30 protein-coding genes are annotated in these 25,351 nt (G+C 44.0%); 5 read left to right on the top strand and 25 right to left on the bottom strand.

Features of this window, described 5'->3' with window-relative positions; translation table 11 throughout:
• Positions 1–169: 169 nt before the first annotated feature.
• Both BM003_RS00505 and BM003_RS00500 read right to left on the bottom strand, forming a co-directional pair.
• A complete protein-coding gene (locus BM003_RS00505; protein ID WP_093669657.1) occupies positions 170–790 on the bottom strand; it encodes a genetic competence negative regulator in 621 nt (206 codons plus the stop codon).
• Between the two features lie 219 nt (positions 791–1,009).
• Positions 1,010–1,780 carry a metallophosphoesterase gene (locus tag BM003_RS00500; protein WP_093668997.1) on the bottom strand — a complete coding sequence of 257 codons (771 nt, stop codon included), beginning with the start codon at positions 1,778–1,780 and terminating at the stop codon, positions 1,010–1,012.
• Positions 1,781–1,960: 180 nt separating this feature from the next.
• On the opposite strand from BM003_RS00500, the gene BM003_RS00495 reads away from it, so the two are divergent.
• From BM003_RS00495 to BM003_RS00485, 3 genes are read left to right on the top strand one after another with little or no spacing between them, the layout of a single operon-like run.
• On the top strand, positions 1,961–2,197 hold the full coding sequence (locus tag BM003_RS00495; protein WP_093668995.1) for a spore coat associated protein CotJA: 237 nt from the start codon (positions 1,961–1,963) through the stop codon (positions 2,195–2,197).
• A complete protein-coding gene (locus BM003_RS00490; RefSeq protein WP_093668993.1) occupies positions 2,190–2,459 on the top strand; it encodes a spore coat protein CotJB in 270 nt (89 codons plus the stop codon). Before BM003_RS00495 ends, BM003_RS00490 begins: the two co-directional genes overlap by 8 nt.
• Before the next feature lie 28 nt (positions 2,460–2,487).
• Positions 2,488–3,054: a manganese catalase family protein gene (locus BM003_RS00485; protein WP_093668991.1), complete on the top strand. Its 567-nt coding sequence runs from the start codon at positions 2,488–2,490 to the stop codon at positions 3,052–3,054.
• A 105-nt stretch (positions 3,055–3,159) separates the two neighbouring features.
• On the opposite strand, the gene BM003_RS00480 is transcribed toward BM003_RS00485, so the two are convergent.
• From BM003_RS00480 to BM003_RS00470, 3 genes are all read right to left on the bottom strand, one after another.
• The gene (locus BM003_RS00480; RefSeq protein WP_093668989.1) at positions 3,160–3,618 is read right to left on the bottom strand and encodes a DUF2663 family protein; all 459 of its coding nucleotides are present in this window, start codon (positions 3,616–3,618) and stop codon (positions 3,160–3,162) included.
• 145 nt (positions 3,619–3,763) lie between these two features.
• Entirely contained in the window at positions 3,764–5,335 is a 1,572-nt protein-coding gene (locus BM003_RS00475; RefSeq protein WP_093669655.1) for a RecQ family ATP-dependent DNA helicase, read from the bottom strand.
• On the bottom strand, positions 5,313–6,407 hold the full coding sequence (locus BM003_RS00470; protein ID WP_093668987.1) for a YpbB family protein: 1,095 nt from the start codon (positions 6,405–6,407) through the stop codon (positions 5,313–5,315). Before BM003_RS00470 ends, BM003_RS00475 begins: the two co-directional genes overlap by 23 nt.
• Before the next feature lie 186 nt (positions 6,408–6,593).
• Between BM003_RS00470 and BM003_RS00465 the strand changes: the two genes are divergently transcribed.
• On the top strand, positions 6,594–6,851 hold the full coding sequence (locus BM003_RS00465; RefSeq protein WP_093668986.1) for a ferredoxin: 258 nt from the start codon (positions 6,594–6,596) through the stop codon (positions 6,849–6,851).
• Positions 6,852–6,919: 68 nt separating this feature from the next.
• Here the strand turns inward: BM003_RS00465 and BM003_RS00460 are convergent, their stop codons facing one another.
• From BM003_RS00460 to BM003_RS00365, 20 genes are all read right to left on the bottom strand, one after another.
• Complete coding sequence (locus BM003_RS00460) at positions 6,920–8,716, bottom strand: ATP-binding protein (RefSeq protein WP_093668984.1); 1,797 nt, start codon at positions 8,714–8,716, stop codon at positions 6,920–6,922.
• Complete coding sequence (locus BM003_RS00455) at positions 8,713–9,435, bottom strand: response regulator transcription factor (protein ID WP_093668982.1); 723 nt, start codon at positions 9,433–9,435, stop codon at positions 8,713–8,715. The genes BM003_RS00460 and BM003_RS00455 overlap by 4 nt, the downstream gene beginning before the upstream one ends.
• Positions 9,436–9,673: 238 nt before the next feature.
• A complete protein-coding gene (locus BM003_RS00450) occupies positions 9,674–10,396 on the bottom strand; it encodes a pseudouridine synthase (protein ID WP_093668980.1) in 723 nt (240 codons plus the stop codon).
• Positions 10,397–10,530: 134 nt separating this feature from the next.
• Positions 10,531–11,061: a spore maturation protein gene (locus BM003_RS00445; RefSeq protein WP_093668978.1), complete on the bottom strand. Its 531-nt coding sequence runs from the start codon at positions 11,059–11,061 to the stop codon at positions 10,531–10,533.
• Positions 11,061–11,654 carry a nucleoside recognition domain-containing protein gene (locus tag BM003_RS00440; protein ID WP_093668976.1) on the bottom strand — a complete coding sequence of 198 codons (594 nt, stop codon included), beginning with the start codon at positions 11,652–11,654 and terminating at the stop codon, positions 11,061–11,063. Before BM003_RS00440 ends, BM003_RS00445 begins: the two co-directional genes overlap by 1 nt.
• Positions 11,651–12,781 carry a D-alanyl-D-alanine carboxypeptidase family protein gene (locus BM003_RS00435; protein ID WP_093669653.1) on the bottom strand — a complete coding sequence of 377 codons (1,131 nt, stop codon included), beginning with the start codon at positions 12,779–12,781 and terminating at the stop codon, positions 11,651–11,653. Before BM003_RS00435 ends, BM003_RS00440 begins: the two co-directional genes overlap by 4 nt.
• Positions 12,782–13,130: 349 nt before the next feature.
• Positions 13,131–13,454 (bottom strand): hypothetical protein, encoded by a 324-nt coding sequence (locus BM003_RS00430; protein ID WP_093668974.1) that lies wholly within the window; start codon positions 13,452–13,454, stop codon positions 13,131–13,133.
• Between the two features lie 67 nt (positions 13,455–13,521).
• Positions 13,522–14,124 carry an SMC-Scp complex subunit ScpB gene (gene scpB / locus BM003_RS00425; protein WP_177184559.1) on the bottom strand — a complete coding sequence of 201 codons (603 nt, stop codon included), beginning with the start codon at positions 14,122–14,124 and terminating at the stop codon, positions 13,522–13,524.
• Positions 14,087–14,875, bottom strand: coding sequence for a segregation/condensation protein A (locus BM003_RS00420; protein ID WP_093668972.1), 789 nt, complete (start codon positions 14,873–14,875; stop codon positions 14,087–14,089). Before BM003_RS00420 ends, scpB begins: the two co-directional genes overlap by 38 nt.
• A gap of 162 nt (positions 14,876–15,037) precedes the next feature.
• Positions 15,038–15,415 carry a GNAT family N-acetyltransferase gene (locus BM003_RS00415; protein WP_093668970.1) on the bottom strand — a complete coding sequence of 126 codons (378 nt, stop codon included), beginning with the start codon at positions 15,413–15,415 and terminating at the stop codon, positions 15,038–15,040.
• A 140-nt stretch (positions 15,416–15,555) separates the two neighbouring features.
• On the bottom strand, positions 15,556–16,968 hold the full coding sequence (gene lysA / locus BM003_RS00410; protein WP_093668968.1) for a diaminopimelate decarboxylase: 1,413 nt from the start codon (positions 16,966–16,968) through the stop codon (positions 15,556–15,558).
• Positions 16,969–17,101: 133 nt separating this feature from the next.
• Positions 17,102–18,592, bottom strand: a complete 1,491-nt coding sequence (locus tag BM003_RS00405; protein ID WP_093668966.1) for a spore germination protein — start codon at positions 18,590–18,592, stop codon at positions 17,102–17,104.
• Positions 18,593–18,622: 30 nt separating this feature from the next.
• Complete coding sequence (spoVAE, locus tag BM003_RS00400; RefSeq protein ID WP_093668964.1) at positions 18,623–18,973, bottom strand: stage V sporulation protein AE; 351 nt, start codon at positions 18,971–18,973, stop codon at positions 18,623–18,625.
• Positions 18,970–19,989, bottom strand: a complete 1,020-nt coding sequence (gene spoVAD, locus BM003_RS00395) for a stage V sporulation protein AD (RefSeq protein WP_093668962.1) — start codon at positions 19,987–19,989, stop codon at positions 18,970–18,972. Before spoVAD ends, spoVAE begins: the two co-directional genes overlap by 4 nt.
• 14 nt (positions 19,990–20,003) lie before the next feature.
• Positions 20,004–20,453, bottom strand: a complete 450-nt coding sequence (gene spoVAC / locus BM003_RS00390; protein WP_093668960.1) for a stage V sporulation protein AC — start codon at positions 20,451–20,453, stop codon at positions 20,004–20,006.
• Entirely contained in the window at positions 20,446–20,811 is a 366-nt protein-coding gene (locus BM003_RS00385) for a hypothetical protein (protein WP_093668958.1), read from the bottom strand. The genes spoVAC and BM003_RS00385 overlap by 8 nt, the downstream gene beginning before the upstream one ends.
• Positions 20,812–21,190: 379 nt before the next feature.
• Positions 21,191–21,949 carry an RNA polymerase sporulation sigma factor SigF gene (gene sigF / locus BM003_RS00380; RefSeq protein WP_093668956.1) on the bottom strand — a complete coding sequence of 253 codons (759 nt, stop codon included), beginning with the start codon at positions 21,947–21,949 and terminating at the stop codon, positions 21,191–21,193.
• Between the two features lie 12 nt (positions 21,950–21,961).
• The gene (spoIIAB, locus tag BM003_RS00375) at positions 21,962–22,402 is read right to left on the bottom strand and encodes an anti-sigma F factor (RefSeq protein WP_093668954.1); all 441 of its coding nucleotides are present in this window, start codon (positions 22,400–22,402) and stop codon (positions 21,962–21,964) included.
• Entirely contained in the window at positions 22,403–22,753 is a 351-nt protein-coding gene (gene spoIIAA, locus BM003_RS00370; protein ID WP_093668952.1) for an anti-sigma F factor antagonist, read from the bottom strand.
• A 192-nt stretch (positions 22,754–22,945) separates the two neighbouring features.
• Positions 22,946–24,118 (bottom strand): D-alanyl-D-alanine carboxypeptidase family protein, encoded by a 1,173-nt coding sequence (locus tag BM003_RS00365; RefSeq protein ID WP_093668950.1) that lies wholly within the window; start codon positions 24,116–24,118, stop codon positions 22,946–22,948.
• A 219-nt stretch (positions 24,119–24,337) separates the two neighbouring features.
• Between BM003_RS00365 and BM003_RS00360 the strand changes: the two genes are divergently transcribed.
• Positions 24,338–25,351, top strand: coding sequence for an ArsR/SmtB family transcription factor (locus BM003_RS00360; protein ID WP_177184558.1), 1,014 nt, complete (start codon positions 24,338–24,340; stop codon positions 25,349–25,351).

Genomic DNA, 25,351 nt, shown 5'->3' with positions numbered 1-25,351 from the left:
ACAGACACTCAAATCTTCCTTTCTTCTCATCCTCAAGTAAACTGCGCCATCAACTCAATCATTTTATTCTATAATTAATTCATTAAGACACAGATTAACGCATAAAGTTTAGTATACAAATCCTTCAGTGCTCTAAACGAACTAAGGGACAATGAAAAACCCCGCGTCATCAAGCATGCGGAGCTTTAATAAAATATCGGTATAGATCGGCAATTGCTGCGTCCTTCATTAGGCATTTACCATACTCTTCAAGTCTATATATTGTGATGGTCGAGGTATTCCCATACTCCGCGAGGATCGCAACGAGCGTTTCTAAATTACTATCATCACTTAAGTGATGTTCATCGAAATGTATATAATATTTGTTTTCAAATAAGAAGAGGCTTCCTGCGCGGATCCCCAAATCATGAAGTGTTTTAGATAGAGCAATCACATCATCTAATTGTTCGAACTGATAAAGAACGTCCTTACTTTCATCCAAAGTCACCTGCATTTGAATGAAATCGTCGTCATCCTCAAAATCATCTTCGGTATCATCACGATGTTCGTTTCTTCCCTTAGACACAATAACGACCATACCTTGTGCCGGGAGAGAAAATACTTCAACATCAATCGGACCGGATGCCTCGAAGCCGAGCTCATCATCTGCCTCAAGCATCATATCCCGAAATAGTTTTTCGACTCTTGGCAAGTCGTGCCACATATCTTCCTTTGTAATGCCTCGTTCTTTGAGATCGTCAAAGGTCAGGAATATTTTGATCCTGTCGCTATTTAAACGTTCCAGTCGCATCGCAAATGTCCTCCTTGCCGTCCAGCCTAATCTCTTCTTTGCACCACCGCAGACCTTTATTATAATTATATGATCTCGGCATATTTCGGTGTCTCCTGTTTGGAGCTTGGTCCATGACAGATACTTAAAAGACAAGCCGGGTTCGCTAACGCCGCAGCGAACAAGAGACTTGAGTGTAGTATACAACGCATAGCCGAAAATGTACATGCTTTTACATTTTCAAGGCTTTTCCCTCCTCAATGTAAGCATCAATGCGTCAGGCTTCGCGCCAAGACGCAGCGGTAGTTTGGTTGTACCATAGCCGCCGCTGATTATTAGTGTTCCATAAGGCATTTTTTTTACCCCTGCTTTTTCCTTCAATGTATAACCAAATACATTGATTTGCCCACCATGTGTATGTCCTGAAATGACGTAAGGAATAGTCAATTGTTGTGTTAACGCATACTTTATATCCGGATTGTGGCTAAATAAAAGTGTTGGCGCCCCCGTATCTCTTGCCGCAAGTGTCTTTTCAAGATCACAATGACCACGCAACAGATCATTGACACCCGAGAAGTTAAGTGACGCTCCATCCTCGTGCACAATATATGTCGTATTATCCAATATTGTGATTGATTCTCGGTCAAGCAGTTTTTTCACTTGATGATAGCCTGCATCCCAATCATGATTCCCCCATATGAAATAAACGGGTCCTTGTTCCTTCAGGAGCTGAACATTTTCCCGCACTCTTGAGAGCGAAACCCCTTTCTCAGTCAGATCTCCGCCGATTATAAGATAATCCGCCTTCGGATCAAAGGATTCCACCCACCGTCTAGAGATACGACGGCGATGAATATCAGAAATAAAAAATAGCCGCTTCCCTATGAACGGTTCCGGCAAGCCGTTAATGTTGAGATCGATTGAGATCAATCGATTCAGATGAGCTTCGATGAACATATGCACAATCAGTACAATTGCCATTATCGTTAAAACTATGATCGTATCAAGCACAGCGATTACCTACTTTCTATGACTTCCGAAACTTTAGGGGGAGGTTATATAAACTATTCGATCGACTATGTGGATATAAGGTATGAAAGCGTTAATAATTCAATCATTCGGTCTATGTACGAGCATGAGCCGCATATAAAAAATGATGAGCCTATTGATATTTGGAAAGGAGGTTATCTCTTGACTACATCAAGGAAATGGTACACACCATACGTCAGTCCATTCGATCCTTGCCCACCTCTTGGACCCATTTCTTACGAGACACCGATTCAGCTGTATCTTGGCTTTCAACCACAAGGAATGGAACAATTCTCGCCTTTTGACGCGCTTGCACACGGCACACTATGGCCGGGACTCTACACACCCTATACAAATCCATATCTCTCAAAAAGAAAGGAGCTTACGACAAATGGCTGAACCGACACAAGTACCTGAAAGTTACTACTCAGATCTGAAATCACTTCAAGCCATTGATTTTACTCTTGTCGAACTGACTCTATATCTTGATACGCATCCAAATGATCTGGATGCACTCAAACAATTCAATTCGACCGCAAAGAAAAGTGCCGAGCTGCGCGAAGGATTTGAAGCGAGGTACGGACCATTAAGACAATTCGGGCATAGTCTGTCCGCTTATCCATGGCAGTGGAAAGACACACCATGGCCATGGCAAGTATAACCAACTATGACTGAGGAGGCGGACAATTGTGTGGTATTACGAGAAAAAGTTGCAGTACCCCGTGCGCGTCGGAATTTGCAATCCAAAGATGGCAAAATTTCTGATTGAACAGTACGGCGGTGCCGATGGTGAGCTTGCAGCCGCCCTTCGCTATTTAAATCAGCGCTACACCATACCAGGTCGTGTTATGGGGCTGCTCAACGACATTGGAACAGAAGAATTTGCTCACTTGGAAATGATTGCCACAATGGTATACAAACTGACAAAAGACGCCACGCCGGAACAATTGAAAGAGGCAGGACTAGGTGAGCATTATGTAGATCACGGAAAATCCGTATACTATCACAACGCAGCAGGACAAAACTTCTCTATGGGTCTTCAATCCAAAGGCGATCCGATTGCCGATCTGTATGAAGACATTGCAGCTGAAGAAAAGGCAAGATCTACTTATCAATGGATCATCAACATCTCCGACGACCCGCAAATTAATGATTCATTAGGCTTTCTCCGCGAACGTGAAATCGTTCACTCGCAACGCTTCCGCGAAGCCGTTGAACTGCTAAAAGAAGAGCAGACAAAAAAAAGAGTGTTCTGATCAACAAACAGATACATGGACACCAAAGGCTGCTTCATTCATTCCCCATTGAAGCGGCCATCTTCATAGTTGTAAACGGCATCGGCACTAAAGTGACGATGCCGTTCACTTATAAAATAGATTGATGTCAAACTTCTTTTTAAGCAAGCTGAGAATATGAAAACGATCTGTGTCGCCGTTGGTATCGGGTTCATCATTCATCCAGAGTTCATCTGTGCGCTCAATGATTTCTTCACGCAGCTCATCATAATCATCTTCGGCATCCTCCCGTTCACCATGGCAATAGGTAAAGAGCAGGATAAGAGCGACACAAAGCGCGACATAGGCCAAGCTCAACGGTCGGCCAATCAATGCTTTCAGATCATGCATTGAACCAAGCATTCCCGGATGAGAAAAGAAAACATAACTAACAATGATTCCAACACAGATAATCAACGCAAGTCCGGCTGCAGTTTCTCTGCCGTTCCATTTGTCTTTCTCTTTCTTTCGTTTAATGAGCTCCGACAAAATAGTGAATGTGATTCCGGAAATTTGTCCCTTATCGCGATATTCTTGAAGCGACATGTTCCATCACCTCTCTCATCATCATAACTATGAGTATGAGCTGGGTAACGAAAATAGGACAGTCCTTTGATTTAAGACACAGTAATTCACTGATCCTTGCCTTTCTTCTTCGGCGGATAACAAGCATCATGTAAAAAAAGACCAATTAGACACGTTTATTCCTGATTGGAGCATCTGCCCGCTCGCCTTCTTTAAATATGATCTGCAGCCTTTTCTTCCAATCCAGAATCTGCCCGTGTCGCTCTGTATCGTTTTTATTTGTTGATTCGGTTTGCCGAAAATCACTGAACTCGATACCGCAACGATCACAGCAATTGTGCGGCTTTTGTGCAGGTTGATGTTCATGATAAACCTTTAAATAAAACGCTCGCCTGCAATTCGTGCTCGTTAAGTAATTCCTCATTACGGACAGATCCTGTAATTGAATCGCCTTTCGTTTATTGATAACTGCCTTACATTGATCAAAAATTGAAAGATACGTACAGTGGATGGGTTTATTTTGAACCTTTTCATAGATAAACCGCGCAGCTGACTCACTTACGCCGCGTTCTAGGAGGCTGCTTACAAACTGTTCTTTGTTCCCGATTGTTAACAGTCCCTGATCCAATTCACTCAGGCTGCGATGAAGTATCTCGTCATCCGGGAAATTCCCATCTATAAATCCTTCAGGATACTGCTCATCCTGTTTCGCATAATAGACCACGGCAAGACCCGGCTTACCGTCTCTCGACGCGCGTCCAATCTCCTGAAGATACGCGTTCATCGTTGCAGGAAAATGAAAATGGACGATCAATCGTATATCCGGCTTGTTAATTCCCATACCGAACGCGTTGGTACAGCATAACAAATCTAATTGAGAATCCAAAAACTGATTTTGTATTTTTCTTCGGTCGACAGGGTCCATCCCGCCATGATAATAAGCGACGCGCAGCCCTAGTTTACGGCGAACATAATCCGCAAGTCGTTCGGTCCAATCACGACTTGCGCAATAAATAATTCCCGGTAATCGCGTGTTTTCAAGCAAGTGACACAAATGGTCAACTTTTTCATCATTCGTCGCGACCCTCTGGACAACAAGTGCGATATTGGCACGGTCGACACTCATCAGGGTCTGGCTGACATGATGCAATTCAAGCGAACGCACAATGTCCTCTCTCACGCGTTCATCCGCTGTTGCCGTTACCGCCAGACATGGGGGGTGACCGAACTGCGTCCTGATTTCAGCCAGATGCAGATAATCCGGACGAAAATCATGACCCCATTGGGACACGCAATGGGCTTCATCGATAACGAACAATGAAATCGTGATTTTCGCTAATGCCGCGCGTATCGTGCTCCCCCGCAACATCTCTGGAGAAATAAAAAGAAATCGAAGTTCGCTTAAATGGGCGAGAACGCGAGAACGTTCATGTGGATGAATCAAGCCATTTAAAGCCCGTACATTCGTTTCACCGATCGATCGCAATGCGTTAACCTGATCCTCCATCAAAGACAAGAGGGGTGAGACAATGAGAACGGTCCCATTAAGCAAATAGCCGGGAATTTGATAACAGAGTGATTTTCCGCCTCCCGTCGGCAACATGGCAAATACATCCTTACCCTCTAACACGTCGAGAATAATTTCCTGCTGACCGCAACGAAATTGATCATGACCGAATTTCTCTTTTAAAACGGTTTGCGCTCGATGGATCCACTCATCTCTTCGATGTTTCTTCATTCTCACCAATGAGCAGACTTCCTTTCTGAACAGTGTTTTTTGCAAGAGCAAGACGAATCTGCAAATAAGAGATTTCGTCATGAAGCTGGTTCTTAATCGATTTAAGCTGCCTTGTATTTAACTGATTCGCGGTCTCTACTATTTGTTGTTCTAATTCATGTGAAAGGAAGTCAGATGAATTAAAATTTCGCTCCTTCAATGTGATTTCTACCAAATGATCCTCAATTGTGCTCACTGATAAATTACGCCTTTTCGCTACTTGTTGCAGTGACAACCCTTCCTTTAATAGATGGAATGTTTCTCCGGCAGTTAGTGAGAGCGTACTAGCTGTTTGTTTCATTAATCCGGCAATGAACGGATAGGTCGCTTTATGCTCCGCAACCTCTTTCATGATACGTCTTAAGGCTGATTTAAAAAGAATCCGGCATTCATAAGGGTCTTTGCCGGTTGAATCCGCGATCTGACTGGTGGTAAGACCTGTCATTCTAAATCCTGTAAGTTGAGCTGCGAAAAGATCAGCTTCCGTCAAAGGGATAGGCAGGAGTAGTTGGTGAAGTTCATGATGTAATTGGCTTGCCAGTTGATCTCGATTAAGTGAAGCTTTCATAATCCGTTTGCGGACACTTTCTGTTACAGATGGTTGTCGTGTAATCGGCAAAAAAGCACTTTGATGATATTGCAGTGCCGATATTGTCTGAACCGAAAGCTGTAGTTTTAGCCAAAAATTCCCCTCGTCATTTACTTGATCCGTATTGCAAAGTCCGTCAGGAATCAATTTATTTAGGTCAAACCTGGTGAGCTGGCGCTCGCCTTCCGTTGAAAGGATAAAGTGCATTTGCTCAGAGCCTGCAGACTGAATCCATCCGCAAACGTTTAACCGCTCAACTAACGTTTGAAATGAGTGACGGTCCAGATCATCGCAAGAATGAAAGAACGGCTTCACATGAAAAAGATAGCTGTCCTGCACACTTTGCGACGATTTTTTCCCTTTCAATAAGTGATAGATTCCGGAAATAGTGCGGTCGCCTCGAAATTGATGAATTAAGTATAGAACAAGCGCGTCACAGTACACTGGGGCATCCTCCTTAATCGCTCTATGATGCTCCTTATTTTCTCTATTCTACCCTTTTTCAAGAAAGGTTTCGACAATTGTTCATTGAATTGCCGACTGAGAGCTATTGAAAAGAGCGATCAGCTTATTTAAAATAAAAGAGATCAATGGACCACGCAATTTTCTAGGAACGGAAAGGAAATGATTATGGCTGATAAATTTACGATTGTAAATAAAGACACCTGTATTGCTTGTGGCGCCTGCGCCGCGACTGCACCGGATTTATACGATTATGATGACGAAGGAATTGCATTTTCTCTACTTGATGACAACAAAGGGAACGTTGCGGTTCCTGATGAATTGCTTGAGGATCTGGCAGACGCCTATGATGGATGCCCTACTGAGTCTATTTGTATTTCAGAGACACCTTTTAATGGACGAACGGATAACGCTGTCGGTATTTAAAAGAGCGCACACAGAAAAAGAGGAATGGAGTATCGTCGCTCCAATCCTCTTTTTCTATGTGCGCATAATTAGCGCTCAGTGCCCCGTCCTTGCTTCAAGGTGAATTGAAAAGTGGTACCTTCACCTTTTATACTGTTGACGCTGATTTCGCCGCCGTGTGCCTCCACAATGTGCTTGGCAATAGCAAGTCCCAAACCAGTGCCGGCTTTCCCCCTCGTCCTTGCTTTATCCGCCTTATAAAAGCGTTCAAAAACGAAGGGAATATCCTCCCTGACAATGCCGACTCCGGAATCTCGAACAAATACGTGAAGCTGCCCTTGCTCAAAGCGCGCTTCGACCGTCACAACGCCGCCCTTATGCATGTGACGAATCGCATTGTCAATGAGGTTCGTCATCACTTGTTCCACGCGATCCGGATCCATGACAAAAAGTTTACCGTCGATCTCGTGAAGCACTGCTTCTATACGGATACCTGCATCACTGGCAACCTTGCTGAATTTTGTGACAATGTGTTTGAAGAACGCGTCAAGGGCGACTTCTCGTCGATCTAATTGAAAGTGCCCTGTCTCTAGCTTTGCCAAATCAAGTAGTTCATTGACAAGACGCCCCATACGTTTCGATTCATCCAAAATGATTTGCGCCATATCCTTTTTTTCCTGAGCACTTTCTGCTATATCATCAATAATCGCTTCACTATAGCCTTGCATCATGGAAATCGGCGTCCTCAATTCGTGGCTGACATTCGCCACAAAGCTTTTAATCATTTGATCGTTGTGCCTTTCCTCAGTCATGTCGCGAAGCACCGCCACAGCTCCGCGAATCTTATCATGATCAAAGAGCGGCTTCATAATGACCACCCAAATACGGCCTTGAACGCTTATCTCGCATGTCTTCTGAGCACCGTCAGCCGATACTTTATGGAAAAGGTCCTCTAAAAGATCCGGTGTTTTCTGCCCGCTCGCATCTGCATTATGTTCATAGTTCCATGAGTAAACAAAATGGTCTGCAGGCGGGTTGCTCGCCGCTATTTGCGCATCTGTACTCATCAGCAGCACACCATCAGCCATATTTTGTAGGATTCCGGCAAGTTGTTCCTTCTCCTGATTAAGCGCGTTCATATTCGTCTTCAGCTTCTGCCTCATATTATTGAAAGCAACGGCAAGATCCCCGACTTCATCACGAGTAATAACCGGAACAGTAATATCAAAGTTGCCAAGCGCAACTTGCAGTGCCGCTTTTCTCATTTTCCTTAGTGGTGATCCGATTCTTGTCGACAGGAAAAAAGCGAAAAAGGTTGTCAGTAAAATTGAAAATCCGGCACAAATATAGATCAGTTTTTTTGACTGATCTAAGGCATTTTGAGCAATCTGGATGGGTTGAATGATGTACACCGCTCCATGAGTGTTTGAAGAATCATGAATCGGGACACCGACAATCATCAGCCGCTGGATTTTCTTTTTTTGGTGAGCAGTTATGCGGAACGTACCGATTTTTTTCACCGTGTTTTCGCCAGTCAACGCATGTTTTAATGTCGCGTCATTCTCAAAAAAATCACGCTGCAAACCGGGCGCTGAACTCCCCTCAGGACCGCTCCACACCTTGCCATTTACAATCATCACATAACCTGCATCATATACGTCCGCTATATCGGCCACTGATTTTAGTGTATCATCAACAGTTCGCCCGGCATGATGCTCAAGCAAAGCCGCCGCTTTAACACCGATCTTTTCCATCTGATGCTCTGCTTGCTGGATGTTGCTATTTTCAAAGAATTGAAGCAAAAAAAGTGTTAGGAACATAAGCACAATGGTGACAATTAAAATTATAGTTGCCCATAATTTTCCAATGATGCTTCGCCAAATCATGTCGCTGAATCAACCTCAATTTTATAACCGACGCCCCATACGGTGATGATCATTTCCGCAGCTTCCTCTGAAACTTTGTTTAATTTTTCACGCAAACGTTTCACATGGGTATCCACCGTCCGAAGATCCCCGAAAAATTCGTAATTCCAGACATCTTTCAATAGCTGTTCTCTTGAGAAAACCTTATCCGGATTTTGAGCAAGATAATACAGCAATTCATATTCCTTAGGTGTCAGGCTGACTTCGCGTTTATCTACCTTTACGCGATGGGCGTCATGATCAATCATCAAGTGTGGAAACACAATAACATTTTTTGTCGTTGTTTCCGTCTCCAAGAATTTTGTCTTTGACGAGCGGCGCAGAAGCGCTTTTACGCGAAGCACAACCTCGCGAGGACTAAATGGTTTGACAATATAGTCGTCCGTCCCGACTTCAAACCCTTGCACGCGGTTTGCTTCTTCACCCTTAGCGGTCAGCATAATGACCGGTGTTGCTTTGGATTCGCGTAATTGTTCACAAACTTCCTCACCGCTGATCCCCGGCAGCATCAAATCAAGCAGGACCAAATCGTAATCTTTGTCCAACGCCATTTTTAATGCGGTTTCTCCGTCTCCTGCTTCATCAATCACATACTTCTCACGTTCAAGATACATTCTGAGGAGTTTACGGATTCTGTCTTCGTCATCGACAATCAGAATTGCCGCTTTTTTCTCTTTCATTCAGATCCTCCCTTTTCCGACCAGTACACTTTATTCTCTCTTTTTATAAACGCATTGCTGTCTGAAGACGTACCCGCAGCTTCAAACAACCCCCATTTAAATCCGTCACGCTTGCCGCACTCGTCGATTATGATTCAACTGTTTCGTAAGGCGTATGACAGAAAAATCGACTATTAGTAATATATGTGTCAATCCTATGTCTTATTTTAAACAATTTCTTGAAAAAAAACAGTACTAATTATGAATGGCGCGTTTCATGCATTAATGTTTTCACTTCATGGGGTTTTAATTCACGGCTGTCCCCGGGATGTAACCCGTTTAAACTCAAGAATCCATATCGTTCTCGTTTCAGTTTACGCACATGAAGATGCAAAGCGGAGAACATACGCCGCACTTGACGATTTCTTCCCTCATGGATCGTGAGCTGCACGGATGCTGTTCCTTTCTCCTTATCCGAAATGAGCAATTGAACACGTGCTTTGGCCGTCATGCCGTCTTCTAGGCGAACACCAGTAGCAAGCTGACGCAATTGATCACTTGTCGGAATCGGATTGACATTAACTATGTATGTCTTATCAAATTCAAAACTCGGGTGCATCAGCTTGTTTGCAAGTTCTCCGTCATTGGTCAATAGCAGAGCACCTGATGTGTCATAATCCAAACGGCCGACAGGGAAAATACGTTCCGGAACGTGCTTGAAGAAATCGACAACGGTTGTTCTGCTCCGATCATCCTTCACGCTCGATATGACTCCAGTCGGTTTGTAAAAGAGATAGTACACCAGTCTTTCCTTATCAAGCGGAACACCGTCGACGGTTACTTTATCATTCACCGATACCTTCGTGCCGAGCTCCTTAACAGTTGCACCATTCACTTGCACTCTGCCGTCTAAAATTAATTGTTCTGCTTTTCGCCGTGATGCAATACCGGCGCGAGCTATGACTTTCTGTAATCGTTCCATTCTTCCACCTCAGAAATATCATAACGCGACTAATCTGTTTTCTCAAGTTTCATTATTTATTCACTTTACCGACACAATTATGATGCAAACAAAAAAGCTGCCGATTCACAGCACCTTTTTTTCCGCAGTTAAAATTATCCGAACATCAAAGTTACGATCCATACAGCACAAATCACACCGACGAGATCAGCTAATAAGCCGACTTTCAGCGCATCGCCGATTCGATGAATACCGACCGCACCAAAATAAACAGTCACAACATAAAATGTGGTATCCGTACTCCCTTGCATCACGGACGCAAGCTTCCCAATAAATGAGTCCGCTCCATATGTTTTAATGAGGTCGGTCATTAAGCCTAGTGCGCCGGTTCCTGATAAAGGACGCATCAGTGCAAGGGGTAATACTTGAGGCGGCATACCGACTGCTGAAAGCAAAGGACTAATTAGATGAATCAGTGCATCCATTGCTCCAGATGCACGAAAAACACTGATTGCAACCAGCATACCCAAGAGAAACGGCATAACCGAAATGGCGAGTGAGAAGCCTTCTTTACCTCCTTCAACAAATGCATCGTAGGACGCTACCTTTTTGAATGTCCCATAGAGCAGAATAATCGCGATCAGGCAGGGAACGATCCAGGTTGAAAAAGTTGTGATCAGCGCCATTACTTTCGCTCCCTTCGTTTCCTGCGATGATAAAAGTAGCGGTCAATAATAAGCGCAGCGACCGTCGTGCAGCATGTTGCAAGCAATGTTGGGCCGACAATATCCGTCGGTGAAAGCGCGTGTGAATTCATGCGTATGGCAATAACCGTTGTAGGGACCAGCGTTAAGCCGGACGTGTTTAAGGCAAGCAGCGTAATCATGGATCGGCTTGGTGTCGATTTTCCTCCATTCAGCTTTTTCAATTCTTCCATTGCCTTGATTCCCATAGGGGTAGCGGCATTGCCGAGTCCGAACATATTTGCAATTGTGTTGGACATGATATACCCCATTGCAGGATGTTCAGGCGGAACCTCAGGAAAAATACGTTTCATAATTGGTTTGAACAATGTACTTAATTTTTCCAGCAACCCGGACTTTTCGGCAATTTTCATCAAACCGAGCCAGAATATCAAAACACTAATCAACCCAAAGCATATTTGTACAGCATTTCCCGCTGAATTAAAGATCGCCTTGTTGACATCATCCATTGTTCCATTGAATGCGGCGTAGCCCATCCCAATCAAAAAAAGTGCGACCCAGATGATATTAATCATAGCCCTTCTCCGGTGACAATAGCGTGTAAGAATCCGTTAAAACGTGCCCAAAATCCCTTCTTCTCCTTTTGCTCCACTTTATAGTAAACAGGTAACGACGCTAATTTTTGTTTTCCTATCATTAAATCAAGACGTCCGGCAGGGGAATCTGGCTTCCAATTTTTTTGTTTCTTTGGCTTCACAAGCACCAATTGCTTTTTAACCTGCTTTTGCTCGCCCTTAGCCAAAGGCAGAACGCTAGAACGTTTGACGTAGATATGATCTTGATAAAACGCATGGACATGAGCCTTCAATTTGCCCTTTCTAACCACCTGAATCGGTTTATAGTTAGCAAAGGCCCATTCGAACATCCCTTGATGATCTTTCCAGTCATCACCGTCATTCAAGGTCACCGCGATCAAATTCAGATCATCTTTTGAAGCAGTTGAAATTAAGGTTCTCCTTGCTTTTTTGGTAAAACCTGTTTTTCCACCGGTAGCATATTTGTAGAGTCGCAACATTTTATTTTTATTTTTCCACGCACGGGCAACTTCTTTATTTGTGGCAGGCACACGGTGGAGCTTCGTCCCAACTACCTTACGAAACTGAGCATTTCCCATTGCATAGCGCAATAGCAGTGCCATATCATAAGCAGTGGAGTAATGATCGGGATTTTCAAGACCGTTTGGGTTGGTAAAATGAGAATTCGTCATACCAAGTACACGTGCCTTCTCATTCATCATCAGTACAAAACCGGATTCACTCCCACCGACCGCTTCAGCAATCGCGCGCGACGCGTCATTTCCTGATCGAAGCATGAGCCCGTACACCATATCCTTGAGCTTCATCCTTTCACCGGCTTTCAGATAAATGGACGATCCTTCCGTACGCAGCGCCTCTTCACTCACGGTAAACGTTTTATTCATATTACCTGACTCGATGGCAAGAATAGCCGTCATTACTTTTGTAATGCTTGCAATCGGCAATTTTTCCTGGCTGTTATGTTGAAACAAAACACGACCGGACGACTGATCCATGAGTACAGCGGATTGCGCGGATACTCCTGGCCCGGCTGCGTGTGAGATCCGTGGATAAATAGAAAAAACAAGTATGAAAAATAGAAGCAAAAATAAAGCTCTCTTTAGCATGATCCCCACAATTTCCATCCCCTGTCCTGATCAAAATCAGACGTTTTTGGCAAGGGGCAAAATGAACCGGGAAAATCAGGCAAAGAGAGCCTGGACAAGAACACCTTCATAAATAACCCGCATACTCCCGGACAGTTTGGACACCCTTAATAAGAAGTTATGCTGGGACAAGCGGATTATGATTTTTTTCGCCTAAAAGAGTCTGTTCAAAAAGGAGGACAAAGAGAGCCGAGAAACAAGCTGACACAGAACTTCCGCAGGATGCGGTGACTCCTGCGTTTTGCACAGGACGTGCATGCTGTTAGCAGAAGATCCTCATTGCCTTTTTCCCAGACTTTTTGAACACCCTCTAAAAGTAAAAGTTCGTGAGTTGAAAAAGAATAAACCATAAGATAAAAAAGACTGATGAAATTACAGTCCAAGTGATTCTGAACTGCTGCGACCACACAGAAGAAATGCTAAGCAGAAAAAGAGGGAGACACGCAAATAACGCGATAAATACAAGTGTAAATAGAAAATTAAAAACAGCCTCAAAAAATGTTCCGTGAATCATGATCACCGCGACCAGTGCAGGAATACCAATAAGCAGCGGCGTACATAAACCAAGAGCGATGACTTGTCTACGATTTTCTTGCACATAGTGATCCCAATAGCCTTTTAATTGCGCAAACATTGGTGACACCCTCCCGAAAAAGCCATCTGGTGTAAACACAATCTGCTTGATCTCGGCCTTCTTTTAGTTACAGATTCTTAATCGTTTCTTTATAGTGATCATAAAATAAATCATAAGCATCAAGCTGTTCGTTCTGATGCTTCACCATCTCGGCCAGAGGAGGAAGTTCACTCAGGTCATGAAGACCAAAATAGTCGAGAAATATAGGAGTCACGCCATAAAGAATCGCTCGGCCACTGCCCTCCGCCCGGCCAACTTCCTTAATAAGTCCTTTGACAACTAGTGTTTGCAACGCGCGTTCAGACTTAACCCCACGTATTTCTTCAATATCAATGCGTGAAACCGGTTGTTTATATGCGATAATTGCGATCGTTTCCAGTGCGGCCTGGGACAGCGGCGCAGTCTTTGGAATAACTGCAAATTTTTCCGCGTAATCAGCCATAAATGGCTTTGTTGTCAAGCGATAGCCATTCGGTTGATCCGCAATCATCAGGCCGCTTGCCTCATTTTCTTGATAATCTTTTTTCATTTGCTCAACGTGATTGATAATTTCCTGTGCTGTGCATTCAGGAAGTACTTTATTAATTTGTTCGACAAGCAGCCCTTCTTCTCCTGTCAGATAGAGAAGTCCTTCAATAATCGAATGGATTTTCAGTGGCGTCAAAGTCATCTGCTCCTTCTCCAAGATTGATCAGTATATCATCGAAATTCTCACTCTGTCGGCATGAGACAGCATTCATTTTCATCAGCTCAAGCAGGGCAAGGAAGGTGACAATGAGATGGGACCGATCAGGATAGTCAAAAATAGATTGGAAAGACAACGGATGTTCGGCGACCTTTAATTTCTCCATGACCAGGTTCATTTGCTGCCCGATCGGCAGCACCTGCCGATCTATTTTCGTGTTCAAAGGTTCTTCCAGCTTTTTTTTCAACATCAAACGCCGGAATGCGCGCAACATATCATGCACTGTAGCTCTGCCAGCCAGTGGAATCGTAGTCAGATCATTGTTCTCATAGGGTGTAAGATCTGAAGGCAATTTGGCAAACAACTGCATGCGTTCATTTTCATTTTCCTTCAAAACTTCAGCCGCTTCTTTAAACTGGCGGTAGTCCAGCAGTTGCCGCATTAGTGCCTCGCGCGCCATCTCCGGGTCCTCGTAAGGCTCATCCACGTCAACACTTGGGAGCTCTGGTTTCGGCAAAAGCATCCTGCTTTTCATCGCAATCAGTGTTGCAGCCATAAGTAAATACTCACTGGCAATATTTAACTCTAGTTTCTGCATTTGATGGATAAAGTCTAGATACTGATTCGTAATCTCCGCGACCGGGATGTCATATATATCGATTTCAAATTTTTTAATCAGATGCAGAAGCAAATCGAGAGGGCCTTCAAAAGCATCAATTTTCACCTTATATTCCAAACTTATCCCCCTGATTCCAAACTTAATGCACTAATTGTAGCATAGAACGTGTATTCCGTGAATGTGCATTCACAGAATATGTGGCCACTCGCCCTGTGCAGGAGGAGCTTCCTTCGTATTGATATGTGCAGAGCCAAACGAGCCAAAAAAAAAGAAACCATTTTATGAATTGGTTTCCTTTTTATCCCCCTCTTCAAAACACTTATCAAAGTATGACTCAATAGCCTGGGATGGAGTCAATGTCGTTTGTTCTCCAATTAGTTTACCCAGTGCCAGGATCATCTTCTTGCCAACCCCCTCCGCACGGTAGGAAGGATTGACACTAATATGTTCAATAACCGCCTCATGATCAGAAGTTATCTGCACGCCGATCACACCCAGTATATCTTCATCATCTTTCCATAAAAAAAGCTGCCAGCTCTCATCGTCCTCATATCTTTTAATCGTTTGTAAAAGCAGCTTTATCTCTTTCTCAGACGGAATAAAAGATAGCAGGCCCATAGCTATCTTTTCATAACTCTTTTTATAGCGAATCAGCATTTTGAACCCCTCATAACTATGAGATAATGAAATCTGCACGTCAATCACGTGAACATATTTCACCATTTATATTATAACCAAAAGAATGAAGCTGTGCATCTATTCGGAGATCATCAATAAAAAAAGCTGCAAAACATGCCTTAATTCTTTGCGTTCTCATACTGTGAACTGTTCCGCGAAAGATTGTTAAGCGCCATATCCTGACGAATTAAGTCCTCATAGGTTTCTCTTCGAACAACAAGCGACGCTTCGCCGTTTTCAACAAAAACAACCGCCGGATTCGTGATTCGATTATAATGGCTCGCCATTGAATAGCCATAAGCACCTGTCGAAAAAACAGCAACGAGGTCGCCGGCGCTACAGGATTCAGGCAGATCCGCTTCTTTAATCAGGACATCTCCGGACTCGCAGCATTTGCCCGCCAGAGCGACTTGGCTGTCCGCGGGTTCTAATGCTTTGTTTGCGCAAATCGCCTTGTATTGTGCTTGGTAGAGCGAGGGCCTGATATTATCCGACATGCCTCCGTCAACAGACAAATAATTTCTGATGCCGGGAATTTTTTTTGACGAGCCGACTGTGTAGAGCGTGGTGCCCGCCTCTCCGACAACAGACCGACCCGGTTCAATCCATACTTCCGGCATTGTTAGATTGTACCGAGTGCACTCTTCTTCAGTTGTGTCCACAATGGTATCAATATACCGCTCAATCGGAAGCGGGTTGTCACCCTCCGTATAATGAATACCAAATCCACCGCCAACATTAAGTACGTCAAGTTGAAAAGCAAAATCACGCGCCCATGTGTCTACATGTTTCATCATGATACGTATAGCACCCGCAAATCCGTCCGTTTCAAAGATCTGTGATCCGATATGTGAGTGGATGCCTTTTAGATTAAGGTGAGGTGAGCGAAGTGATCGTTTAACCGCCTCGTCAGCCATACCATTATCTAAGTTGAACCCAAACTTAGAATCATCCTGACCGGTCATTATAAATTCATGTGTATGAGCCTCGACTCCAGGCGTGACGCGAAGCAGAATCGCGATCTCCTGATTACGCTCCGCGCACATTTTTTCTAGCAATTTCAATTCATAAAAATTGTCAACGATAACAGCTCCGATTTTTGCATCTAGTGCCATCGCAAGCTCAGACTCCGATTTATTGTTGCCATGAAAATGAATGCGTTCAGGATTCATACCTGCTTTCAATGCGGTATAAAGCTCCCCCCCGGATACAACATCCAGCGACAGCCCTTGTTGATCAATAAGCTGTATCATAGCCACAGTGGAAAATGCTTTGCTCGCATAAGCAATCTGCCATTTTAAACCCTCATGTTGATTAAACGCCTGTTTAAATTCACTAATTTTTTGCTTTATCAAAGCTGTGTCATAGATATAAAGCGGTGTGCCAAATTCCTTTGCCAAATCCTTGGTATCCATACCGCCGATACATAAATGGCCTTGTTCATTTATTGTCTGCGTTCCGAACAAAAGAAAACCTCTCCCATCGTAAAGAATGCCGGCACAGCCAAGCCTTTGGCTCCGGCCAAGTCTCATTGTCTCTTCTACTAGACTTCGCAAATAGTCTAATTTGTATAAAACAGACAGCTGCGTCTGTTCTCTCTCTATGTAAGCAGCACGAACAAAAATTTAGTGCTAGTGTACCATGATTATCCTATGAAGACAAGAATCACTTTGACTTGTCTTTTGCGGGCTGACGGTACTTATCAATCGGCCGCACAATGCTGGGACGTACCACTGAAGTAGGCAGCGCGCGCCGGATCAAGATATTATACAGTCCTGTCGGATTGAAGGGAATGAATGGCCATAGATAAGGCGTGTTAAGATTGCGGACATGCGATAGATAAATAATAAATAATGTCGTCGCAATCATAAAACCTGGAACATGGAACAGACCTGCCGACAAGATCAAAATAATTCGTACCATTTTATTAGCCAACTGAAGTTCATAGCTAGGTGTCGCAAATCCTCCGATCGCGGCAACCGAAGTATATAGAATTACTTCCGTGACAAAAATACCAGCTTCAATGGCAATTTGCCCGACGAGAACTGCTGCTATGAGACCAAGTGCAGTCGATAATGACGTAGGTGTGTGAATTGCCGCTAATCGCAGTGTCTCAATGCCCACTTCAGCGATCAGAAATTGGATAAGCAATGGGATATTGAAATCACTTTTGTTAGGTCCGATGAAATCGAGAAAATTCGGCAGCAAATGATCCTCTACAAGCAGCAGCCACAAGGGAACGAGAAAGACCGATGCAAGAATAGCCATGAAACGAAACCATCGAAGCAACGCTCCCGAAGCGGTTACTTGTCGATATTCTTCTGCATGCTGTACATGATGAAAAAGTGTCGTTGGCAAAATCATGACACTCGGCGAGGTGTCTGTAATGATTACCACGTGACCCTCAAGCAGATGTGTGGCGGCGACATCCGGACGTCCAGTGTACCGAACAAGCGGAAACGGGTTCCAACCTTGCTTCAAGATAAACTCCTCGATCGCATTATCGGCCATGGGTATCCCATCTACATTAATTGCATTTAATTCCTTTCTAATTGTTTTGATCAAACCCGGATTAGCAACATCTTTTAAATAGCAGAGACAGACATCGGTTTTCGAACGCACACCGATTTGTGAGATCTCGCAACGGAATCGTGGGTCGCGAATACGTCTTCTGATCAAACCTGAATTTTCGATGATGTTTTCAGTAAAACCATCTTTAGAGCCACGAACAACTTTCTCAACATCAGGTTCCTGCGGCTGCCTGCCCGGATAGTGGCGGAGGTCGATGCAAAGCCCTGTCGATTCGCCATCAATGAAAATAACAATACGACCAGTGAGCATCTTGTCAACCGCGTCATTGATCATTGTGACTTCTTCTACCTGCTGATGAACAAGATGTTGTTTAATTTCTTTAAACACGTCGACATTTTTCAAATTTTCATTAGAAAAGCGCATGAATTCACGCATCATGACTACAAGAATGCTGGAGTCCACCAAGCTATTGGTATAGTATATTCGGCATTCACGACCAAGAATCCTGATTTCGCGTAAACCGACATCAAAATTGTGCGGCCCAAAATCAAGGATTTGCTGCATTTGATCCACGTTCTCAGCAATGTCCGCACTAATTTGTTTTTTTTCTGTTTGATTCTCCATACCTACGACTCCTCCATAACGGATCCAAACTTATCCCTTTGGCTTAAAGAACAATGCAACAAGGAAACCAAATAAAATGGCAGAGGTTATTCCTGCTGATGTCAGTTTGAATATGCCCATTGCAATGCCTAAATAGCCATGCTGATGTCCTTCTGTCATGGCACCGTGAAGCAATGAATGTCCAAAACTGGTAATCGGCACAGTTGCTCCCGCTCCAGCAAACTCAATCAAATGGTCGTAGACTCCAAATACATCCAAAGCAGCGCCAACGACAACAAAAGTTGCAACGACATGCGCGGGCGTTAATTTGAAGACATCCATCATGAGCTGCCCAACGACACAGATTGCGCCTCCAACAAGAAAAGCATAGACAAAAGTCATGGTTGTACCTCCTTTGCTGATTCCAAAAGAACGGCATGCGCAATACATGGGATTGTTTCCTTTTCTTTCGGTGTCGAACTGTTAAGCAGGGCGCCTGTAGCAACAACAAGCACGCGTTTTAACGAACCTTCGGAAAGTCTGTTGTACAAATACCCGTAAGTAACAACAGCGGAGCAAGCGCACCCGCTTCCCCCCGCGCTAACTGGTTGATCCGACGTATAGACCATCGTGCCGCAATCTTGATGAACATTTGTAATATCCAAGCCTTTTTCAAGAAGGATTTCATCAAGAATCGGAGATCCGACGCTTGAAAGATCCCCGGTAACAATCAGGTCATAGTCTTCCGGCTTGCGTCCGGTATCCTGGAAATGCGTCCAAATTGTATCTGCCGCTGCCGGAGCCATTGCCGTTCCCAAATTGCTGGCATCGTCAATTCCCCAGTCGATGACGCGTCCGATTGTAGCTTCCTTAACCAACACTTTTCCAGGTTCCCTTGTGACGATCGTCGCGCCGGCGCCGGTAACAGTGAATGTTTGTGTCAACTTTGTCGGTCCACCGTATTCTGTCGGGTAGCGGAATTGCCGTTCGGCGGTCGCATTGTGGCTGCTTACCGCGCACAGCACATTATCGGCAAAACCGCTGTCTACTAGCTGCGCGCCTGTCGCTAAAGTTTCCATCGATGTGGAACATGCGCCAAACATTCCAAGAAAAGGAATCCGGTTCTCCCGTGCGATAAAATTGGACGTCACACTTTGATCCATCAAATCACCGGCCAGAAAAAGATCAATATCTCCTTCTACTTTTCCCGCCTTCGCCAAGCAGGCAGAGATGGACCGGCGCATAAGCGCACGCTCCGCTTTTGACCATGTTTGTTCGCCGCAATCCAGATGTTCAAATTTTTTGTCAAAACTTTCTACCAACGGACCTTTGGCTTCGAGCGGGCCGACCGCAGTACCCGTTGCAGCCAAATAGATCGGATGATCGAATCTCCAGGTCTGTTTTCTTACTTTACTCACGTGATCACGCCTCCTTAGAATACTTGTTCAATGAACAGCCGGAGTATCCCCAATACGGCAGCTGATACAACACCGAAAACAATGACTTCTCCGGCAAGCTGGAATAGGTTTGTCGCAATACCAAGAACAATGCCTTCACTCTTGTGCTCTAGCGCACTGCTTGTGATTGAATTCGCAAAACCTGTCACCGGAACAATGGTGCCTGCTCCAGCGAATTGAGCGATTTTATCGTAGACCCCGAAGCCGGTCATCAATGCCGAGATAAGAATAAGTGTCGCCACCGTCGGATTCCCCGCCGTTTGCTTGGAGAAGTGGAAGAAATACATATAGAAGGTCTGGATTCCTTGACCAATGAGACAAATAAGTCCCCCAACCAAAAAAGCCTTAAGACAATTCATAAAATAAGGGATTTTGGGTAGATATGCGTTCACATTTTCTTTGTAGTTTTTGGGATCATTAAGCATGAAAATAAACTCCCTTCCGATCTATGCTGAAGGTTAGTATCTGCCAACTGCTGTAAATTATGCCCGAACGCTCAAAATTAGAAAAACCGGGCAAGGCACGGTCCTTAATCTCCAGCCATGTGTTATTGGTTCGTGTCTTTTCGGTACTGAATCGGCGCTTCGGTTGCTCGCTTGCCGCGGGCAGTCCAGGAGCCTCCTCAGACAGGCTGTAATCTGCGGGGTCTCCTTTGGCCTGCGCTCCCGCAGGCGCCCTCGCACCTCCGCTCTGATTCTCAGCTAAGACACTGATGACTTTCGCTAAATGCGGTTTTGAATCATCAAGCTTGTCTTGAACAAACAGTTCTATTTCATAAATCATTTTGATCCTTAATTAAGTAACGCGGCCGGAGTAAAATAAGCGGAGATTTTCCGGCTATATGCATCATGGCGCTTGTTTCAAAGGTAAATAAGGGGAACTTTTCCGGTTAAGCACAGGAAAAGCCTCTATTTTCACGTTTTTCAATGCGATAAGCGGAATTTCTCCGTCTATTTAAGCAATTTTTTCATTCACTTTCTATTTAAGCGGAATTTCTCCGTTTATTTCTTCGATTGGGCGCTTAACTGATCGCCCATCCGAATCTTAATGACCTTATCGTCGTACCAGCATGGCAATGACTTAGTTGCACTTATGCTAGATTCCGTTATCATTGTGCAAAGAATTAAATGAAATGAGCGTGTAAAAAAAAGCCAGACAGCTCTTATTCGGCAATCTGGCTTTTGATTTCTTCTAGTATTTTCTTTTCAAGACGTGACACTTGAACCTGTGAGATACCCAGTCGCTGTGCCACCTCTGTCTGAGTCTGGTCTTTAAAATAGCGCAAGTACACAATCAGTTTTTCACGGTCGTTCAATTGCTCAACCGCCTCACGAACAACCATCTGATCAAACCATTTTCCACTTTCACCATCTGAAATCTGATCAAGAATTGTGATCGGATCCCCATCATTTTCAAAAACGGTTTCGTGAATCGAAGAAGGCGCCCGAATCGCTTCTTGAGAGAGTACAATATCTTCTGGAGAAAGCTCCAAAGCATCAGCTAATTCGCCGACAGTCGGATTTCTGCCTAATCGCTTAGACAATTCATCTTTCTTCTTGCGAACCTTAATTCCTGTTTCCTTTAATGAACGACTGACTTTGACTGCGCCATCATCCCGAATAAAACGCTGAATTTCACCGATGATCATCGGAACGGCGTAAGTGGAGAAGCGAACATCATAGGAAAGATCAAATTTATCAATGGATTTTAACAAGCCGATACAGCCGATCTGGAAAAGATCGTCCGGCTCATAACCTCGATTTATAAAACGCTGAACAACTGACCAAACAAGCCTCATATTCTTCTGAACAAGGCGGTCGCGCGCCTCATGATCACCCGTCTGGCTCTGTTTAATCAGCTGCTTTACTTCAGCATCACCAAGCAGCGGTTCTTTAGACGCCATTTTGCGATCAAGCTCCATTTGCATGTCTCCCTACTTGCATATCGCTCGGTTGCGGGCGATTTCCTTGGTCATGATGATCGTCGTTCCCTTTCCTTCCTTTGTCTCAATCGTTACATGATCCATAAAATTCTCCATGATCGTGAACCCCATGCCGGAGCGCTCAAGCTCAGGCTTAGTTGTAAAGAGCGGCTGTTTCGCTTGTTCCACATCTTTAATACCCACGCCGTCGTCATGGATCGTCACAGTAACGATAGCGTCATCGAGAGAGGTGTTAATGGTTACTTTTCCGATACCGCTATTTTCATAACCGTGAATGATACAGTTAGTTACCGCTTCAGAAACAACTGTTTTAATTTCTGTCAATTCGTCGAGTGTCGGGTCCAATTGAGCGACAAATGCCGCAACCGTCACTCGTGCAAACGATTCATTTTCACTGATTGCAGAGAAGGTTAATGACATTTCATTTCTCATTCAGGCCACCCCCAGAGTGTGAAGTGCATAGTCTTCATCAGTTTCCAGACGAATAATTTTAAACATACCGCTCAGTTCAAACAAGCGACGAACGGCCGGAGAAATAGAACATATAACCATTTCCCCTCCAAGTCCGGAAATTCTCTTGTAGCGACCCAAAATAACACCCAAACCTGAACTATCCATAAATGTGAGTTTCCCCATATTCAGCAAAATATGTTGAACCATTTCCTCATCCATGACATTGTTGACCTTTTCACGTAATTCATCTGCCGTATGATGATCAAGTTCACCCTCAAGCCGGATACACAGCACGCCATACTTAACTTCCAAATCAACTTTTAAACTCAATGCTGCTTCCTCCCTCCCTGAACGGAAATTGTTTTTTATCCAAGTTCACCGAATCCGTAACTATTCGGTAAATCTTTGAGTTCCGATAACTCATGATACTAGTTTCTCTTTTTCTCTCTATGACTCCTGCCTGATGACATAACTAGTGCCGTTTCGTCAAAACAAGGTCACAACTGCCAAGAATTGCGGACGTTAGTGCGTCAGAATGGTTCCTGCGCTTCTCTTAAACAATTGCCACCATGACGCGCGCTTCACGTTGTCTTTGACTACCAGAGGAGTTTGTGAAATAACCTTCCCCTTCTTCTTCACAATAAATTGTCCGACAACGGTCCCTGATTTTATTGGTGCCTGCAATGGACCGTTCATTTTGATCGATTTTTTCAAGCCTTTCGAGCTCTCTCCTTTTTTCAACAAAAGAACTGCCGGATGCTTCGTCACAATCGGAACTTGAGCCACGTCACCTTTTTTTACTTTCGCCATGGCTACCGTTTTATTTTTACTTAGTAAAGGTTTGGTTGTATACGCGGCAAAGGCATTATCCATTAAGCCGGCGACTTCTTTGTTGCGCTCCTTTGGTGTCGGCGCGCCCATAACAACGGCCACAACACGCATACCGTTTCTTTTTGCGGTTGCCGTCAGACAATACTTTGCCTCGTTGGTGAATCCTGTCTTTAACCCATCAGCGCCTGGATATGTTTTTATCAGTTTATTTGTGTTTACAAGCCAAAATTTCTTATCTGTATTTTCTCGTAGATAGTCTTCATATTTTGATGTGTAGTGCAGCACTTGTGGATGATTCAGCAGCGCACGTGCCATAACGGCCATATCATTAGCAGTTGTGTAATGATTGGCCACAGGAAGTCCGGTTGGATTAACAAAATGAGTGTGCCGCATTCCCAACTTCTTCGCTTCTTTATTCATATTCGCCACAAATGCCTTTTCTGAACCTGCTATGTGCTCAGCCATCGCAATTGAGGCATCATTTGCGGACGAAATACAAATTGCTTTCAGCATCTCATCCACTGTCATTGTTTCTCCTGGTTCAAGAAAGACTTGAGAGCCGCCCATTGAAGCTGCGTGCTCGCTCACATTCACTTTATCTTTCAAGGAAATCTGATGATTCTGCAACGCCTTAAAGATTAGGAGAAGTGTCATCACCTTCGTCATACTCGCGGGCGGAAGCTCTTTATTCTCGTTCTTTTTAAATAGAATCTTCCCCGTATCCTGCTCGATAACAATTGCTGATTTCAGTTTACCAGTCTCCGCACCCGCGTTTTCCTTTGATTCGGCAAATGCCGAAGCCGTCGGAACAAAAGCCGCGAAAAGGAGCGCGGCACAAGCTATCCACATAGAAAATGCCTTCATGAAAAAACCTCCTCACTATGATCCTTATCATTCTGTCCACGAGCGATTCTTTTATACAGAAGCAAAAGAGAAAAGATAAAGGATAGACAGATCATTGTTTCGGAAATTTTCAATTAGTCATTGACAGGTTGATAGGCTATCTCTATAATTCTTAATAATTTTGCAAAATTAGTTATTTGATTCGTTAAATAGCGAATCAATTATAAAGGGAGCATGGCCATGTGCACTCTTGAACAATGGATGATAAAACATGTTGAGGCTGTTTATTCACCCTACCGTGAATTGATGACCAGCTTGCATGTTTTAACAAAACCGGAACACCATCTTGATCGTCTTGAATGGGCGAATCGTACCCGGCAATCACTTTCATCCGAAATGCTTAATACGTTATCTTTCTTTGGAAAAGTGACGGATGAATGGATGTTTATTATGGATTGCGAACGTTCATTTGGATTCAAAAATCGCTATGTAGAAGATTCGATTGAACAATGGAATCATATTGATTGTGAGGCGTTTGCTTCATTTCTTTTAGGCACGCGTCGCAACCTTGATCGTATCCAGTTAAACCCTGATGAGCGTGAAATTCTTCGTCGTCCGAAAAGATATCAAAAGATGTTCTACCACTTTCTTCACGACTATCACACGACGGTTTTCGCGCGCGAGCTCTATCATATTGAGCCTTGGATGATTCGCTCGGTGAACCAGTTTAATGAAGAGGTGCAAAAAGATCCGATCGGAGCACTTCGCTCGGTTCATCCGCGCTTTATTGTCGGCGATCAATCGGTTCAATTTCTCAAAGCGAGGACATACACGCGTAGTTATGAGGATTTGAGATCAATAACTATTATTCCATCAACATTTATCGCACCACATCTATTAATAGACATCGATACGCCCGATCTTTTTGTAGCAAAGCAGCTGCTTGTTCCCTCTCACGATCTACAAGAGGGTGTCCCTAAGGACCTGACCGATAAGCTTAAGGCGCTCTCCGACCCGACTCGAATGCGGATGGCACGATTAATGCTTTATAATCCTTACTGCACGCAGCAGTTGTCCGACCATCTAGGCCTTGCGAAGGCAACGATTTCCAAGCATCTTCGGATTCTTGAGGATGCTGGTTTGATCGAAAGCAGACGCAGCAGTCATTATGTTTTTTACAAAACAAAAGCGCGAGAATTGGAAATGATTCGCGTCGATATGGATCAATTTTTTGATCGTCCCAAACTCAGATAA

The organism is Sporolactobacillus nakayamae (assembly GCF_900113325.1).
Taxonomy (GTDB): Bacteria; Bacillota; Bacilli; order Bacillales; family Sporolactobacillaceae; genus Sporolactobacillus; species Sporolactobacillus nakayamae.
The sequence above is the reverse complement of the archived record's forward strand: the minus strand, read 5'-3'. Positions and strand labels throughout refer to the sequence as shown.